The sequence below is a fragment of the Gorillibacterium timonense genome (assembly GCF_001457415.1).
In the GTDB taxonomy this organism is placed as follows: Bacteria; Bacillota; Bacilli; order Paenibacillales; family NBRC-103111; genus Gorillibacterium; species Gorillibacterium timonense.
In genome coordinates this window covers 642,585-659,474 of record NZ_LN881723.1, presented here as the reverse complement: position 1 = coordinate 659,474, position 16,890 = coordinate 642,585, and the positions used below count along the sequence as shown (strand labels likewise).

14 protein-coding genes are annotated in these 16,890 nt (G+C 54.4%); 13 read left to right on the top strand and 1 reads right to left on the bottom strand.

Annotated features, from left to right (window positions below; genetic code table 11):
* Positions 1–107: 107 nt before the first annotated feature.
* The 10 genes from alaS (at position 108) to BN2684_RS10630 (ending at position 13,010) form a co-directional block, all read left to right on the top strand.
* On the top strand, positions 108–2,747 hold the full coding sequence (gene alaS, locus BN2684_RS10675) for an alanine--tRNA ligase (RefSeq protein WP_058302145.1): 2,640 nt from the start codon (positions 108–110) through the stop codon (positions 2,745–2,747).
* Positions 2,748–2,956: 209 nt separating this feature from the next.
* The gene (locus tag BN2684_RS10670) at positions 2,957–3,217 is read left to right on the top strand and encodes an IreB family regulatory phosphoprotein (RefSeq protein ID WP_058302144.1); all 261 of its coding nucleotides are present in this window, start codon (positions 2,957–2,959) and stop codon (positions 3,215–3,217) included.
* Between the two features lie 6 nt (positions 3,218–3,223).
* The gene (gene ruvX, locus BN2684_RS10665) at positions 3,224–3,640 is read left to right on the top strand and encodes a Holliday junction resolvase RuvX (protein ID WP_058302143.1); all 417 of its coding nucleotides are present in this window, start codon (positions 3,224–3,226) and stop codon (positions 3,638–3,640) included.
* A gap of 8 nt (positions 3,641–3,648) precedes the next feature.
* Entirely contained in the window at positions 3,649–3,978 is a 330-nt protein-coding gene (locus BN2684_RS10660) for a DUF1292 domain-containing protein (RefSeq protein ID WP_058302142.1), read from the top strand.
* A complete protein-coding gene (locus BN2684_RS10655) occupies positions 3,975–4,283 on the top strand; it encodes a DUF1292 domain-containing protein (protein ID WP_058302141.1) in 309 nt (102 codons plus the stop codon). The genes BN2684_RS10660 and BN2684_RS10655 overlap by 4 nt, the downstream gene beginning before the upstream one ends.
* A gap of 102 nt (positions 4,284–4,385) precedes the next feature.
* A complete protein-coding gene (gene mltG, locus BN2684_RS10650; RefSeq protein ID WP_058302140.1) occupies positions 4,386–5,465 on the top strand; it encodes an endolytic transglycosylase MltG in 1,080 nt (359 codons plus the stop codon).
* Positions 5,466–5,680: 215 nt separating this feature from the next.
* Positions 5,681–6,610: a peptidase U32 family protein gene (locus BN2684_RS10645; RefSeq protein ID WP_058302139.1), complete on the top strand. Its 930-nt coding sequence runs from the start codon at positions 5,681–5,683 to the stop codon at positions 6,608–6,610.
* 245 nt (positions 6,611–6,855) lie between these two features.
* On the top strand, positions 6,856–8,115 hold the full coding sequence (locus tag BN2684_RS10640) for a peptidase U32 family protein (RefSeq protein WP_234340215.1): 1,260 nt from the start codon (positions 6,856–6,858) through the stop codon (positions 8,113–8,115).
* 190 nt (positions 8,116–8,305) lie between these two features.
* Complete coding sequence (locus BN2684_RS10635) at positions 8,306–10,465, top strand: methyl-accepting chemotaxis protein (protein WP_082651880.1); 2,160 nt, start codon at positions 8,306–8,308, stop codon at positions 10,463–10,465.
* A 379-nt stretch (positions 10,466–10,844) separates the two neighbouring features.
* Positions 10,845–13,010, top strand: coding sequence for a methyl-accepting chemotaxis protein (locus tag BN2684_RS10630; RefSeq protein WP_058302138.1), 2,166 nt, complete (start codon positions 10,845–10,847; stop codon positions 13,008–13,010).
* Between the two features lie 155 nt (positions 13,011–13,165).
* Here BN2684_RS10630 and BN2684_RS10625 read toward each other — a convergent pair whose 3' ends face one another.
* Positions 13,166–14,338, bottom strand: coding sequence for a M20 family metallopeptidase (locus BN2684_RS10625; RefSeq protein ID WP_058302137.1), 1,173 nt, complete (start codon positions 14,336–14,338; stop codon positions 13,166–13,168).
* Positions 14,339–14,557: 219 nt separating this feature from the next.
* Here BN2684_RS10625 and BN2684_RS10620 point away from each other — a divergent pair, with 219 nt between their 5' ends.
* The 3 genes from BN2684_RS10620 to BN2684_RS10610 are packed head-to-tail and all read left to right on the top strand — an operon-like array spanning position 14,558 to position 16,732.
* Entirely contained in the window at positions 14,558–15,352 is a 795-nt protein-coding gene (locus BN2684_RS10620) for a transporter substrate-binding domain-containing protein (protein ID WP_058302136.1), read from the top strand.
* Between the two features lie 11 nt (positions 15,353–15,363).
* Positions 15,364–16,017, top strand: a complete 654-nt coding sequence (locus BN2684_RS10615; RefSeq protein WP_058302135.1) for an amino acid ABC transporter permease — start codon at positions 15,364–15,366, stop codon at positions 16,015–16,017.
* A complete protein-coding gene (locus BN2684_RS10610) occupies positions 16,010–16,732 on the top strand; it encodes an amino acid ABC transporter ATP-binding protein (RefSeq protein ID WP_058302134.1) in 723 nt (240 codons plus the stop codon). The genes BN2684_RS10615 and BN2684_RS10610 overlap by 8 nt, the downstream gene beginning before the upstream one ends.
* Positions 16,733–16,890: the final 158 nt, after the last annotated feature.

The window sequence follows — 16,890 nt, the reverse complement described above, 5'->3', positions numbered from 1 at the left end:
GAACCGGTAACCAGGGTGGTACCGCGATTAACTCGTCCCTGCTAACTAGCAGGGGCGTTTTCTGTTTTAGTCGAGCATTTCGAATTCCTAAGGAGGAACGATTTCACATGAAAGCCAGCGTCATTCGTCAAAAATGGGTAGACTTTTTCGCCGAGAAGGGCCACAAGATCGAGCCGAGCGCACCGCTCGTGCCGCATAACGATCCGTCGCTTCTGTGGATCAACGCAGGCATGGCGCCGCTTAAGCCGTACTTCGACGGCCGCGTCAAGCCGGAGAACCCGCGTATCGCGAACGCCCAAAAGTGCATCCGCACCAACGACATCGAGAACGTCGGCAAAACCCGCCGCCACCATACGTTCTTCGAAATGCTCGGCAACTTCTCCATCGGCGACTACTTCAAGCTGGAGGCGATCAATTGGGCATGGGAATTCCTGACGAGTCCGAAATGGCTCGGCCTTGACCCGAATCGGATCTCCGTCACCGTCTATAAGGAAGACGAAGAAGCTTACGAGGAGTGGAACAAGAAGATCGGCATTCCGGCGGAACGCATCTACAAGCTGGAAGACGACAACTTCTGGGATATCGGAGAAGGCCCATGCGGTCCTTGCACCGAGATCTTCTATGACCGCGGCGACAAGTACGGCGACTTGAATGATCCGGAATGCTGGCCGGGAGGAGAGAACGAACGCTTCCTCGAAGTGTGGAACCTCGTCTTCTCGCAGTTCAATCACAACAAAGACGGCAGCTACACACCGCTGCCAAACAAGAATATTGATACCGGTGCAGGGCTGGAACGCTTCGCATCCGTCCTTCAGGATGTGGATTCCAACTTCGACACCGACCTGTTCCTGCCGATCATCGAGGAAACCTGCCGCCTGGCCGGCGTCCGCTACAAGGAATCGGAGAAGACGGATGTCGCGCTCAAGGTCATTGCTGACCACATCCGCTCCGTATCCTTTGCCGTCGGAGATGGCGTGCTGCCGTCCAACGAGGGACGCGGCTATATCATCCGTCGTCTACTGCGCCGCGCCGTTCGCTACGGCAAGACCATCGGGCTGGACCGGCCGTTCCTGTATCAATTGACCGGCAAGGTTGCCGAGATCATGGGCGTTTACTACTCCGAGGTCGTGGACAAACAGGAATTCATCGCGAAGGTGATCCGCGGCGAAGAGGAACGCTTCCACGAAACGCTCAGCGACGGCCTCGTGCTGCTCACGAGCCTGGCCGAGCAAGCGAAGAAGGATGGCCTGAGCGCTATCTCCGGTCAGGAAGCCTTTAAGCTGTACGACACTTACGGCTTCCCGTTCGACCTGACGGAGGATTTTGCCCAGGAGCACGGGCTGACCGTCGACCGCGAGGGCTTCGACCAAGCGATGGCCGAGCAGCGCGAACGCGCCCGTTCCGCCCGTCAAGAAACGGAGAGCATGAAGGTTCAAGGCGGCCCGCTTGCCGATTATACGAAGAAATCCGAATTCGTCGGCTATGGGGAATGGAGCACCCAGTCGGAGGTGCAAGCGATCGTTTGGAAGGGCGAGCTAGTCGACCGGGTGCCGGCCGGCGAAGAATGCGCCGTCATTCTGGACAAGACGCCGTTCTACGCCGAAAGCGGAGGCCAAGTGAGCGACCGCGGAACGATTCAGAACGATTCGGTCAAGGCAGAGGTCACAGACGTGTCCAAGGCGCCCCACGGCCAGCATGTCATGACCGTGAAGGTCTTGAGCGGAATGCTTCGCGCAGGCGATAAGGTTGCGGCTGAGCTTGACCGCACGAGCCGCGAGGACATCGTGAAGAATCATACCGCGACTCACCTGCTGCACAAGGCCTTGAAGGAAGTGCTTGGCGATCATGTCAACCAAGCCGGTTCTCTGGTCGCACCGGAACGGCTGCGCTTTGACTTCTCGCACTTCGGCAGCCTGACCGCCGAAGAGCTGAAGGACATTGAAGAGCGCGTGAACCGCCAGGTTTGGCAGAACACGGCGCTCGACATCTCCCAGAAAGCCATCGAGGAAGCGAAGGCAATGGGAGCCATGGCCCTGTTCGGTGAAAAATACGGCGACGTCGTCCGTGTCGTCCGCATCGGCGATTACAGCCTGGAGCTGTGCGGCGGCTGCCATGTGGTGTCGACCGCTGAGATCGGTCTGTTCAAGATCGTCAGCGAAGGCGGCATCGGCTCCGGCGTTCGCCGGATCGAAGCGGTAACCGGCCGTCATGCCTACCGCTACATGGAGGATCAGCTGAGCCTGCTGGAGCAGGCCGCCGGGCTGCTGAAGGCGAACGTGCTGGATGTTCCGAAGCGCATCGAAGGGCTGCAAGGCCAAATTCGCGAGCTGAACCGCGAGAACGAATCCTTGAAAGGCAAGCTGATGAGCGCCGAAGCCGGGTCGCTGACGGATCAGGTCAAGGAGATCGCCGGGATTCCGGTGCTGGCCGCGCGGGTTGACGCACCCGACATGGATGCGCTCCGGACGCTAGCCGACCAGCTCAAGGCGAAGCTCGCCTCCGGCATCCTGGTGCTCGGGGCAGGCAGCGCAGACAAGGTGAACCTTGTCGCACTCGTGACGGCGGACCTTACGGAGAAGGGCTTCCATGCCGGCAAAATCGTCAAGGAAGCGGCAGCTGTCTGCGGCGGAGGCGGAGGCGGTCGCCCGGATATGGCGCAAGCCGGAGGCAAGGACGCTTCGAAGCTTGCGGATGCTCTTCGCAAAGCCGAAGAGACGATTGCAGCCCAAGCGACGGTTCAAAAATAAGCGCAAGGCAGCGTTGATCAGCCGGCGGAGGAGTTTCACTCCGCCGGCCCCTGTTTTTCGGAAAAAGGGACCGATTTCCATAAAATTGTGCCTTTTTGCGCTGTTGAGGGTAGTTTTTTATGGATATAACGAGAATATATGCTTTAATATAGTCGTAAGGATCTTTCCTTTGTCTAACCGATTATCAAATTCTCCGGGAGGTGCCGGTGATGAGCTCTATGGATAAGACAATGAAATTCGATGTGAAGGCGGATGCAGTCGAAACCTCTCCCCGGGAAGTGCTGCTGTCCGTATATGAGGCTCTCCAAGAGAAAGGCTACAATCCGATCAATCAGATTGTCGGGTACTTGCTGTCTGGTGACCCCGCTTACATCCCGCGGCACAACAACGCCCGTAGTTTGATTCGCAAAAGGGAGAGAGACGAGCTCATCGAAGAGCTGGTCCGCTCTTACCTGAAACAGGAGAAATAAACCGACGTGAGAATAATGGGTTTGGATTATGGGGATAAGACCATTGGTGTTGCGATTAGCGACGAGCTTGGCTGGACGGCCCAAGGAGTCGAAGTCATCCGCAGGAAGGGCCTGGAGGATGATCGGGAAAGGCTCGCGCAGCTGATTCGGGAGTACGGCATGGACGAGATCGTTGTCGGTATGCCGAAGAACATGAACGGAACGATCGGCCCCCGAGGCGAAGCGAGCCGGGAATTTGCCGATCGACTGCGAGAATGGTTCGGCCTTCCGGTCCAACTGTGGGATGAACGATTGACTACTGTGGCTGCACAGCGTACATTAATAGAAGCGGATGTAAGCCGCAAAAAGCGTAAAGGCGTCATCGACAAGATGGCTGCCCAGCTGATCCTGCAAGGCTTTCTCGATTCCAAGACGAAGAGGTGACGTTCACGATGGAAAACGACGACCTGAAAAATGCCGTACCCGCAGGCGACAGCTCCGATGAACCGGAAATCATCTACATTCCGGATGAGGACGGCAATGAAGAAGAATTTGAAGTCATCATGAAATTCGAGGTCGACGGTTCCGACCGCCAGTACATGATGGTCGTGCCCGTGGATTCGGCCGACGACGAAGAAGCAGAGGAAGTCTATGCCTTCCGGTACGAGGAAGACGGGGATGATCTGAAGCTGTTCACCATCGACGATGAAGAGGAATGGGACATCGTGGAGGAAACCTTCAATACGCTGATGGCGGAGCTGGAGGAAGAGGAGAACGGATGACCGAATACCGCGTGGAAGAGGTTCGGCATATCAGTCTGGTCAAGGATGCCTTCGGCGACGAAATCGAGCTGGAGGATGCCGAGGGTCGCGGCAGGATCTACGTTCTGCTGAATGAATTCTCGGTAGGCGGCACCTCTTATGCCATTGTTCAGGACGACCCCATGCGCCGGGAGGGCGAAATCGATGTGTTCCGCATCGTATCGAATCCGGACGGCAGCCTGGAGCTTGAAAGTGTCGAAGATGATGAGGAATGGGAGAATATCGCCGAGCTCTACGATGAGATGACGGTATCCTTTGAAGACTAACGACGCCCCTTTCGGAAAACGCTATCAAGGAATCGCGGAAAGAGCGGCTGCTGCCGCTCTTTCTTTCGCATTAGCGCTACAGACTTCATATGGAGGAATGTTATGGCCAGTTCACCAAAACCGCGGCGCAAACGGCGCATTGCCGGAATCGTTGTGTCGCTGCTCTTCTTTTTCTTATTGATCGCCGGGGCGGGTGCGCTCTATCTGTGGAACGGACTGCAGCCGACGAAGAAGGGGGAACCCGTTCGCATCGAAATTCCGTCCGGTACGGGAACGATTCGAATCGCGGAGATTCTGGAGGAGAAGGGCATCATCCGCAGCAAGGAAATCTTCACGGCTTATCTCAAGTACAAAGGAGAGGGCAGCCGGTTTCAAGCCGGAACCTACGACGTAACCCCGGGCTCCACCATTGACGAAGTCATCGCCAAGCTGAACGCGGGGGAGACGGTGAAGGCGGAGATGATCCGGTTTACCATCCCGGAGGGCTACACCGTCAAGCAGATTGCCGATAAGCTTGCCGAGGCGGGCTATGTGAAGGCGGACGAGTTCCTCTCCCTCGAGAAGCAAGCACAGAAGTTTGCGCAGAACCTTCCGGCAGGAGCCGAAGTAACGGGAGATCAGCTCGCGTATAACCTGGAAGGGTATCTCTTCCCGGAGACGTACGAGATGAAGAAGGGAAGCACGGCGGAGGAGATTCTGGAGCGAATGACGAAGGAGACGGCGGACAAGCTGGCGACGATTCCGAATCTGAACGAGCAGCTGAAATCGCGGAAAATGACGCTGCATCAGCTCCTGACCGTCGCTTCCCTAGTGGAGAAGGAAGCGGCCGTTCCCGCGGAGCGGCCCCTCATCGCAGGTGTCATCTACAACCGGCTGAAGGCGGACATGAAGCTCGAAATCGACGCCACCGTGCAGTATGCGCTTGGGGAGACGAAGGATCGGCTGTTCGAAAAGGATTTGCAGGTCGATAGCCCGTACAATACGTACCGGAATAAGGGGCTCCCTCCCGGACCGATCGCATCGCCTGGCCTCGCTTCCATTCAAGCTGCGCTCGAGCCGAAAGCGTCCGAGTACCTCTTCTATGTGACGAAGAAGGACGGTTCCCGCGAGCACCTCTTTGCGAAGACGTATGCGGAGCATTTGAAGAACATCGAAGCAAGCAAGAAGGAAGCCAGCAAATAACTGGTATGCGGTCAACTGAAAAGACGTGGTGTCCGCACTTTTTCTCATTCCGATTGACGATGCTTCCTATCCACACGAGTATCGTTGATCGCGTATCGGCTGCAACCGCCTGCCTTACGGCTTAGGCGGTTTTTTCCTTCTGGCGATAGTCTGGCATGAAGGTGTGACATTTGTTATAGTAGAAAGGATATGTTTTCGAATAAGGGGGAAAACCAGTGGCGAATAAACCGGAGCTGATAACGACAGCGGCTAATCTGGATGAGCTGGAGCGGGTGCTCCGTGCAGGCGCGGATGCGGTAGCCGTTGGAGAAGAACGGTTCGGGATGCGATTGCCGGGAAGCTTTGACATAGAGGATATCCAAAAAGGAGTAAAGCTGGCCCATGAACGGGGAGCGAAGCTCTATGTGATCGCGAACGCCCTCTTCACCAATGAGGTAGCGGATGAACTGCCGGATTATCTTCGCCGGGTGGCCGCGGCGGGAGCCGATGCGTTGGCATTCGGAGATCCGGCGCTCATTCCGGCTATGAGAGAAGCGGGAGTTACCCTTCCGCTGCATTGGCACGGAGAAACGCTATCCACGAATTATGAGACAGCCAACTATTGGGGTCGGCGAGGAGCGGTCCGCGTCTTTGCCGCCCGGGAGCTGAGCTTGGACGAGCTGATTGCCTTCAAACAGGACTGCGCACTCCAGGTCCAGGTTCAGGTGCATGGCATGACGAATATTTACCATTCGAAGCGGCCGCTTGTCGGGCTGTATCGGGAACACCAGGGGAAGCGAGGGGAAGCCGAAAGCTATGGGCTTCACACCGGGTTATCTCTTGTGGAAGCAGAGAGGCCGGACGAACGCTTTCCGGTCTACGAGGACGCCAATGGTACGCATATCATGAGCTCGGACGATCTCTGCTACCTGGAAGTTCTGAATGAGCTGATGGCGGCAGGCATCGACAGCTTGTACGTGGAAGGGCTCTTGAAAGGGACGGCCTATCAAGAAAAGGTGATCGGCATCTACCGGCAAGCGATTGACGCATGGGCGGAGAATCCGACGGATTGGTTCAAGGAGGAATGGCTGGAGGAGCTGGAGGCCATGCAACCGGACGACCGACCGCTCTGCTTCGGATTTCTCTACAAGCAGCAGGTTTACTAAAGGAATAAAGGCTCAACGTGGAAAATAGTTCTTGACTGAAATAGGGAGCTAAGCGGAGGGGCAGAGGGATTCTGGAGAAACGATAGTGGTCGCCTTTAAAGGACGATTCCCACCATGAACGTCTCCATTCAATAAGGAATCGGGCTTTAACAGCGATCGGAAGAACCCTCTGTTCCGCAGTGGCTCCCCTCGCCATAAGTCAGGTATTGATTTTCACAATGAGCCGGAATAAAGGAGGGACAACCGTGACAACCGTTCAACCGGAATTGGAAAAAGGCGCTGCGAAGCCGTTCGGGCTGCGCAGACCGGAACTCCTGGCTCCGGCCGGAAATTTGGAAAAGCTGAAGTTTGCTATCCGTTATGGAGCGGATGCCGTCTATATTGGGGGTCAAAAGTACGGGCTCCGTTCGAACGCCGACAATTTCTCGCTGGAGGAGATGAAGGAGGCTGTCGAATTCGCCAAGCCCTACGGGGCGAGGATTTTCGTCACCACGAACATCATCGCCCACAATGAAGATATTGCTGGTGTAGAGGAATACCTGCGGGGATTAGAGGAAGCGGGCATATCGGCGATTATCGTCGCCGATCCGATGATCATTGAAACTTGCCGCCGTGCTGCTCCGAAGCTGGAGGTTCATCTCAGCACCCAGCAATCGACCCTGAATTGGCGTTCCGTTCAATACTGGAAGGACGAAGGGGCGGACCGGGTCGTTCTCGCCCGGGAAGCGAGCTTCGCCGAAATTGCCGAGATCAAAAGCCATGTCGACATCGAGATCGAAACGTTTATCCACGGGGCGATGTGCAGCTCGTTTTCCGGCCGGTGCGTGCTGTCCAATCACTTCACGGGGCGTGACTCCAACCGAGGCGGATGCTGCCAGTCGTGCCGCTGGAAGTACGATCTCTATTCCGGCGAGCAAGCTCTTTTTGACGAAAGCGACAATCCCTTTGCCATGGGAGCGAAGGATCTGTGCATGCTGGAGCACATCCCACAGCTGATCCGCTCCGGCGTGGACAGCTTCAAGATCGAAGGGCGCATGCGCAGCATTCATTATGTCGCAACGGTGGTGAATGTGTACCGTCAGGCCATTGATGCCTATCTGGCGGACCCTGACGGGTACCGAACCGATCCAAGACTGGTCGAAGAGATCGCCAAGGCAGCCAACCGTCCGGTTAACACCGGATTTTACTTCGAAGATCCGGGTCATGAGGACCATATTTACACTCCGGAGGAAAAGTCAGTTCCCTTCGACTTCGCCGGACTTGTCCTGGACTATGATCCCGCTACCGGCGTTGCTCTGATCGAGCAGCGCAATCATTTTAAGCCCGGCCAAGAAATCGAATTTGTCGGCCCGGGAGGCGTCTTTTTCCAGCAAAAGGCGGGAGAGCTTACAGATGAGGAAGGCAACCCGCTGGATGCGGCTCGGCACCCCCTGCAAAAGGTTAAGATGAAGGTAAATCAGGAAGTTCACCGGTTCGACATGATGCGCAAACGAAACGTTTCGTAATACCTAAAGCCCCTTAGGGGGCTTTTTCTGTTTTTGTTAAGATTTTTTGGAAAGGAAAGAGGGGAAAGGAAGGGAATCCGTGAAGTTTGTCGAATTCACATGTTAGATAGAGGAAAATCGGACGCAATTGGAAGCAGTTGGTTGCGAGTCGATCACATTCCAGAGACCTAAGAGTAGGACGGTGGCACTCATGAACCCCAAAGAAAAGAAGATCAAGCCCAAGGCTGAGCCGAAAGCAGGAGCTGAACGGAAAGCGCTTTCTATTAAGGAAAGGCGCAAGCTGACCTTTAATCCGGCTCGTTCGGTCGGAATTCAATTGTTTCTTGCCTTCTTCTGCGCGATCTTTATTCTCGTGTTGGGTGTAGGTCTGTTTTCCTACAGTCAGTCCCGGCAAATCATCCAGCAAAAGGTGGATGACGCTACTCAAGAAACGATCACTCAAGTGGGCGACAAGCTTGAGCTTGGCCTTGGCATGTTCGAGAGTGAATCCATGAAGATCATCGCGGACAGCGATATGAGTTCGCTGCTCGCCTCCTGGAAGAAGACCAGTACGGCTAACGGCGACAATGATATGCTGTATGAGCAACTGACAGCTGTTCAGAATATCACGAAGAAGCTCTCAACATTTACGCTCGGCAACAGCGGAATCGGCAGCATTCACATCTTGCCGATCGCCCAGATTACGCCGGTCAGCACCACCTCCTTCGGTGGGGCAACCGATTCGGGGGATTACCGCGAGGAAGCATGGTTCAAGAAGGCCCTCGAAGCGGGAGGGAGAGTCGTCTGGCTGGACACGAAGGAAAAGGGGTATTCCAACACCGCGAACAAACCGTCCATCGGCATGGCTCGTCAGCTCACGATCACCAGTACAGGCGACCGTGAACAGGTGCTGCTGTTTGATATCCCCCTGTCTTCGCTGGGGGAATACATGACTCATATTTCGATCGGAAGCACCAGTTCCACGATTATTGTCAACGACAGTGGAACGATCATCTATTCCGAAAAGCCGGATGAGGTCGGACAAGCTTCTCCTGCGACGATATCGGCAGATGAATTGGCGAAATCGGAGGAATCGGCAAGCAGCAAAACGATGACGATTAACGGTCAGAAACAATTAGTCATCTACAAGAAGATGACGGATAGCAACTGGTCGATCGTCACGCTCGTACCGGTCTCCGAGCTCTTGAAGGACGCGAATGCCATTCGTAATGTCATGTGGATTTCCGTTCTGGTCTCGGTTCTGGTTGCAATCGGCGTTGGCTTCCTGGTGGCGAACATGATCGGGAAACCGTTGCGAGTCTTGCGCAACCTGATGCACCGGGGAGAACAAGGCGATCTCACCGTTCGCGCCAAATTCAAGGGGAAAGATGAAATCGGCCAACTCGGACTCAGCTTTAACCAGATGATGACGCAGATCACGAACCTAGTCGATCAAACCAACCGATCCGCCTCACAGGTGCTGTCCACCGCCGGAGAGCTACTTAACGCCGCGAAGCAGACGACGACCTCCGCCAAGGAAATCGCCATCGCGACAGAGGAAATTGCGAACGGCGCCTCCAGCCTCGCTACGGAAGCGGAGCGGGGGAACAATTTGACCCACACGATTGGAGACCGAATGAAGGATGCGGTCGCTTCGAATACCCAGATGGGTACGGCCGCCGCAGATATCCAGCATTCTAGCGAGCAGGGTATGCTCTATATGAATGAACTGACCGCGAAGACCGGATCGACGGAAACGATGACCCGCTCGATGGTGGAGAAGGTCGAGAAGCTGAAGGACAGCACGGCGTCCATCCGCAAAATTCTCGATGTTCTCGGCAACATGACTAAGCAGACGAACATCCTTTCGCTCAATGCGACGATTGAAGCGGCGCGCGCCGGTGCAGCGGGTAAGGGCTTCATGGTTGTAGCCGACGAAATCCGCAAGCTTGCCGAGCAGTCGAAGACAAACATCGGTGTTGTAGCGGAGATCACCGAAACGATTCAAATGGAAATCGATGAGACCGTGAACGTTCTCCTCGAGGCGTATCCGCTCTTCCAGGAGCAAATCCATTCCGTGAAGGATGCGGACGAAATCTTTAAGAGTGTCAATCAGCACATGACAAACTTCGTCTCTCAGTTGGCTGAAGTTACCGAATCGATTCACATTCTCGAATCGAATCAGCGGGAGCTTACCGAAGCGATGAGCAATGTCAGCGCCGTCTCGGAGGAATCGTCGGCGACCTCGGAAGAGGTAGCCTCTCTTAGCAACGAGCAGCTTAGCGTTAGCGAAGGCTTGACGAGACTGGCTGAGAACCTTGATGGGCTCGCTCGAGATCTGCAGGAAAGTTTGACGAAATTCAGAATTTAGGATCAGATGCGAATCGCATGTGAGAAAGAAGTCGATCGCTGGGGCAGCCGCTCCGGTGGTCGACTTTTTGCTGTTCCCTTATTCCATTAGGCAGCGTATACCAACAATGTCCGATAAGGAGTTATTTGCAAAACTTAGCATATCATTGTTTTTAATAACATGAAATACATAAAAACAAAAATAATAAACAAGTATAAAAAAGTTGCGAACAAAACGTGAATAATAACTAAAAATATTTTGATTGATGTTGATTTTAGGTAGGAGAATGAAGATTTATGTAGAAATTTTTGATATATAGAAGGTGATAGCGTTACCAATAGGCAAAATACATAAAAAGGTAACCTAACAAAACAACCTAACTTTTAGGAAGGTGGAAATCATGAAGGGGAAGGAAAAGAAGAATAAACCAGAAAAAACAAAGAAGCCAACAACAAAAAAGAAAGCGCTTCCTAAAGCGAAGGAGCGTGAAGAAGGCTCGAATTTGTTTCAAACCGTCGGAATGAAGCTGTTTCTGATTTTTTTCTGCGCGACCTTGCTTCTCGTGGCCTCCGTAGGGTGGTACTCCTACACCAGTTCCAAAGCGATCATCAAAAAGAACGCCGAAATATCGATGACACAAACCGTCAACCAGGCCTCGGAAAAGCTTCAGCTCGGCTTGAAAATTTTTGAGAGCGAATCACTCAAGATTGTGAAGGACAATGACATCTTGTCTCTGTTGGCCGATTGGAAAATCAGTGCATCAGGCAAAGCGGTCAATCCCAAGCTCGATCAGGCGGCGGTTCTGGCAGCGATCGACAACAAGCTGTCTGCGATCAAGCTGAATAGCGTCAGTGAAATTGCAGCGATCCATGTTCTGCCGACAAATGCGCTGAAACCGATCAGCACGAACTCTTTTGAGGCGCTTCCCGATAAAAAGGATTACCGCAAGGAGGATTGGTTCACGAAAACGCTGGAAGCAAGCGGGCAGACCGTGTGGCTGGATTCGAGGGAGAAGGGATACACCAAATCCATATCGAAGCTTTCGATCGGGATGGCCCGCCAGTTGACGCTTTCCTCGATCGGTGACAGCGATCAGGTTCTCTTATTTGAAATTCCGCTGACCTCCGTCGCGGGGTACATGTCCCATATTCAGATCGGCAAAACCGGAAGGATGCTCGTCGTCAACGAAGAGGGGAACGTCATCTATTCGGAAGTGTCTGATCAGGTCGGTAAAGCTGCTCCGATTCTTCTGACGCCCGAAGAGCAACAGGAAGCCGCAAGTACGTCCATAAGCCAAATTCGATCAATTAACGGAGAGGACAACCTGGTTGTCTACAAGAAATTGGCGCTCAGCGATTGGACGGTCCTCTCGACCGTTCCGATCGCCGAGCTTGTCAAGGATACGGACACCATCCGCAGCGCCATGTGGCTGTCGATTCTGATCGCCGGATTAGTAGCTCTTGGCGTTGGCATCCTGGTCGCGAATATGATCGGCAAACCCCTGCGCAATCTAAGCAAGCTGATGCACAAGGCGGAGCTTGGAGATCTGACCGTGTCCACCACTAGGACGTATAAAGGGAAGGATGAGATCGCCCGGCTCGGTTTTAGCTTTAACCGGATGATGACGCAGATCAAATCTCTCGTCGAACAGACCAACCGGTCGGCCGCACAAGTATTTTCCACTGCCGGAGAGCTGCTTAACGCCGCCAAGCAGACGACGACCTCCGCCAAGGAGATCGCCATCGCGACGGAGGAAATCGCAAACGGCGCCTCCAGCCTCGCCATGGAAGCGGAGCGGGGGAACAACCTGACCCACACCATCGGGGATCGGATGAAGGAGGCCGTCGCCTCGAATAGCCAAATGGGAGCCGTCGCCGCGGATATTCATAGCTCCAGCGAGCAAGGCATGCTCTATATGAACGAACTGACCGCGAAGACCGGATCAACGGAAACGATGACCCGTACGATGGTAGAGAAGGTCGAGAAGCTGAAGGACAGCACGGCGTCTATCCGCAAAGTTCTCGATGTTCTCGGAAATATGACGAAGCAGACCAATATCCTTTCGCTCAATGCGACGATCGAAGCGGCGCGTGCCGGCGCAGCCGGTAAAGGCTTCATGGTCGTGGCTGACGAAATCCGCAAGCTTGCCGAACAATCGAAGATGAACATCGGCGTCGTGGCGGAGATCACGGAGGCTATTCAGATGGAAATGGAGGAGACCGTGAACGTTCTTCTTGAGGCGTACCCCCTCTTCCAGGAGCAGATTCGTTCGGTGAGGGGAGCGGATGACATTTTCCAAAGCGTCAATCGCCACATGACGAGCTTCGTGTCCCAGCTGTCCGAGGTTACGGAATCGATTCACATTCTCGAAGCGAACCAATTGGAGCTTACCGAAGCGATGAGCAACGTCAGCGCAGTTTCGGAGGAATCCTCGGCGACCTCGGAAGAGGTGGCCTCCCTCAGCAATGAGCAGCTCAGCGTCAGCGAAGGCTTGACGAGGCTGGCCGAGAGCTTGGAGACCCTTTCTAAAGGGCTGCAAGAGAGCCTTTCGAAGTTTCGGGTCTAAGCCGAAGCCTACCAAAAAGAAGCCGGCTGTTTACGGAGCTATTGGCTCCGGACAGTCGGCTTTTCCTATGCTTTCCCTTTTCCTGCTAATACGCTGTCAGCCTAAACCGTGTGGATATAAAACGGCATCGATTGGAAGGAGGTCGAGCGATGTGCTCATTGCCCGCTTACGGCGGTTAGATATTCTGCTTTTACCCGCGCAAGCAGCTCCGGTTGGGTAAGAACATCATACGCGGTTAAAGCGAGGGCTTTCGCCCCCTGCCTCATCCCTTCAAGCGCGCGCGGAAGCATGGCGGCATCGCGGAACTCGGCCGTGTGCAGCAGATAAGGCTCCTCGGTCACCTTCACATACGGATGAATGGTCGGACATTGCCGGGAGACATTGCCGAGATCGAGAGAACCAGTGTCTTTGCCGTCCTGCACTTCTTTCTCCTCAATCCCGAGAGCCAGCAGGTTTGCCGTAAAGCTGGCGGACAACGTCTGGTTGGTAATGAGCTCGTCATAGGAATACTCGTAATTGGAGATGTCTAGTGTACAGCCTGTTTGCATTGCGGCCCCTTCGGCGCAGCAGCGGACCTTCTCGACGACTTCATCCGTTACCGGTCGATGGGCGGAGCGGAGATAGAAACGGGCTTCGGCCCGCTCGGGGATGATGTTCGGCGCCTTGCCGCCGTCCGAGATGATCCCGTGAATCCGGACGTGATCGGGCAATTGCTGGCGCAGCATGGAGATGGAATTGAACAGCAGAAGAACCGCGTCGAGCGCATTGACGCCTTCATGCGGGCTGGCGGCGGCATGGGCCGCTTTACCGTGATAAGTGAACTGCAAGGCATCCATGGCGAGCGAATGGCCGGATTTGACATGGGAATGATAAGGGTGCGCCATCAATGCGGCATCGACATCCCGGAACAGACCGGCTGCGGCCATGTCGACCTTGGCTCCCATCGTTTCTTCGGCGGGGGTACCGTAGACGCGCAGCGTTCCGCCGGTTTCCTCAAGTACAGCAGCCAACCCGATGGCCGCCCCAAGGCTCATCCCCGATATGAGGTGATGGCCGCAGGCATGTCCAAGCTCGGGCAGGGCATCGTATTCGCAGAGCAGGGCGATGACCGGACCGGGTTTCTTGGAGGAATACGAGGCGATGAACGCAGTGGAGATGGCGAGCGGAGCGGGCTCGACTTGAAAGCCCGCCTTACCAAACTCTTCCATTAAACGGGCGGAGGCCAACACCTCTTCATGGCCAAGCTCCGGATGACGGCCTATGTATAGCGCCGTATCGGTCAAGGAATCGAAGCAATCGTCGATGGCGCGGCAGATTGTAGTTTTCATGGGAATTTCGTCTCTCCTCTCAGGTACCTTCTCTCATTATAAGCCTTCTTCACCGGATTCATCATCCGAAACGAAAAGCGGTTGTTTATGTATTTCCATGTATAAAAATTCAGTGAACAATGGTTAAAACCCATTGATTTATAGGAGACGAGCTTATATAATGGCAACATTGTGTTTAAATATCTATCACGGATAAACAAAAGGGAGGCTTCATTGGTTATGAAAAAATTCACGGTGCTGCTGGCATCCGTTCTGGTATTGACCACGATTCTGTCGGGCTGCGGCAAAAAGGATGCCAAGCTCGGAGAGATTCAAAAAGCGGGTAAGATCGTTCTCGGAACGAATGCCACTTACCCACCCTACGAATTCCATAAGAAGATCGACGGCAAGGACACGATCATCGGCTTTGACATCGCCATCGGACAAGCGGTTGCCGATGAGCTCGGCGTTAAGCTGGAAATCAAAGACATGGACTTCAACGGTCTGCTGCCCGCCCTCACGGCCGGTAAAATTGACATGATCGTTGCGGGGATGACCCCGACCGATGAGCGCAAGAAGAGCGTAGACTTCTCCAAGATCTACTACACGGCTGCCCAAGGCGTCATCGTTCGTGCCGAAGATAAGGACAAGTTCACCACGATGGAAAGCTTGGACAACCAGAAGATCGGAGTTCAAACCGGTTCGATCCAAGAGGATATTGCGAAAGAGCAAGTGAAGAATGCGGATATCAAAGGTCTTGGCTCCGTGGCTGACCTGATCCTCCAGCTTCAAACGAAGAAGGTCGATGCTCTGATCGTGGAGCTTCCGGTAGCCCAGGCTTATATCGCAAACGCCAAGGATCTGGTCCTTGCCGATGCCAAGCCGCAGGATGATGTAGGCGGCTCCGCCATCGCCGTTCAGAAGAACAATCCTTCGCTCGTAGCCGAGATCGACAAGGTGATCGACAAGCTGATTGAAGAGAAGAAGCTTGATCAATATGTCCAAGACGCCGCCGATCAAATGGCGAAAGAATAAGGTGAGGCCAAGTGGACTTTTCTTTCCTGCCTGATTATATCGATTATTTCCTCCGAGGAGCTGGGATCACCGTATCCCTCTCCTTCTTTACGGTTTTATTTGGAGTGATCCTGGGGATCTTCGTCGCCCTCATGCGGATGTCGAAGATCGCGCCTTTACGCTGGCTGGGTACGGCCTATGTGGAGTTCATCCGGGGAACCCCTCTGCTGGTTCAGGTATTTATCATCACCTACGGCATTCCCCAGCTTACTCAAATCAACATTCCCGACTTCACCTCGGGGGTCATCGCTCTGTCGATCAACAGCTCGGCTTATATCGCCGAGATCTTCCGTGCTGGCATTCAATCCATCGACAAGGGCCAGATGGAAGCCGCCCGGTCGCTCGGAATGACGAATGGCCTCGCCACGCGGCGGATCATTCTTCCGCAAGCGGTCAAAAACATCCTGCCTGCGCTCGGCAACGAGTTTATCGTGGTGATCAAGGAGTCCTCGATCGTCATGGTCATCGGCATCGCCGACTTGATGTACAATGCCAATGTGGTGCGCGGCATGACGTTCAAGTCGTTTGAAACGCTGATTGCCGCAGCGATGGTCTATTTCATTCTCACCTTCACCTTGTCGAAGGTTCTCGGTGTAACCGAAAGGAGGCTGAAAGCCAGTGATTGAGGTTAATGGACTTCAGAAATCCTTCGGCAAGCTGAACGTCCTGAACGGAATTGACCTTCAGGTGAACAAGGGCGAGGTTGTCGTCGTCATCGGTCCGAGCGGCTCCGGCAAGAGCACGTTTCTCCGCTGCTTGAATCTCCTTGAGGTTCCGACGAGCGGAGACGTGATCTTTGAAGGAAACCGCATAACAGACCCGAAGCAGGATATCAACAAGCTTCGGCAAAAGATGGGCATGGTGTTTCAACAGTTCAATCTGTTCCCGCACCTGTCGGTTCTGGGTAATATTACAATCGCGCCTCTCAAGGTCCTTGGCCAGAGCAAGGTGGATGCAGAGGATAACGCCAAGCGTCTGCTTCGCATAGTCGGACTGGAGGAGAAGGCAAGCAGCTATCCGAATCAGCTGTCCGGCGGTCAAAAGCAGCGGATCGCCATCGCACGGGCGCTCGCCATGTCTCCGGACGTCATGCTGTTTGACGAGCCGACCTCGGCGCTCGATCCCGAGATGGTCGGCGAGGTGCTGGACGTCATGAAGAAGCTTGCGGCCGGTGGGATGACGATGGTCGTCGTCACCCACGAGATGGGCTTTGCCCGTGAAGTGGGCGACCGCATCATCTTCATGGACGGAGGAGTCATCGTGGAGCAGGGGACGCCCGAAGAGGTTTTCGGAAACCCGCAGCATCCGCGGACCAAGGATTTCCTCGCCAAAGTTTTATAAGATTAACTCGCAGCTGATAAGAACACGGCCGGAGCGCTCCCTTCGATGGGGGGCCTCCGGTTTTTTTGGAATTCCCACGGTGGATGGCTTGGGGGGATCGATTAGCTGAAGAGCGATATCGAGATGGAGCCGCTTCCTGAACGGATGCGGAGAGGGCT

Excerpts from the sequence above, each read along its gene's own strand:
- BN2684_RS10660 (WP_058302142.1), top strand. The coding sequence starts at position 3,649 with ATGGAAAACGACGACCTGAAAAATGCCGTACCCGCAGGCGACAGCTCC.
- BN2684_RS10620 (WP_058302136.1), top strand. The coding sequence starts at position 14,558 with ATGAAAAAATTCACGGTGCTGCTGGCATCCGTTCTGGTATTGACCACG.
- BN2684_RS10625 (WP_058302137.1), bottom strand. The coding sequence starts at position 14,338 with ATGAAAACTACAATCTGCCGCGCCATCGACGATTGCTTCGATTCCTTG.
- alaS (WP_058302145.1), top strand. The coding sequence starts at position 108 with ATGAAAGCCAGCGTCATTCGTCAAAAATGGGTAGACTTTTTCGCCGAG.
- BN2684_RS10655 (WP_058302141.1), top strand. The coding sequence starts at position 3,975 with ATGACCGAATACCGCGTGGAAGAGGTTCGGCATATCAGTCTGGTCAAG.
- BN2684_RS10670 (WP_058302144.1), top strand. The coding sequence starts at position 2,957 with ATGAGCTCTATGGATAAGACAATGAAATTCGATGTGAAGGCGGATGCA.
- BN2684_RS10635 (WP_082651880.1), top strand. The coding sequence starts at position 8,306 with ATGAACCCCAAAGAAAAGAAGATCAAGCCCAAGGCTGAGCCGAAAGCA.
- mltG (WP_058302140.1), top strand. The coding sequence starts at position 4,386 with ATGGCCAGTTCACCAAAACCGCGGCGCAAACGGCGCATTGCCGGAATC.
- BN2684_RS10630 (WP_058302138.1), top strand. The coding sequence starts at position 10,845 with ATGAAGGGGAAGGAAAAGAAGAATAAACCAGAAAAAACAAAGAAGCCA.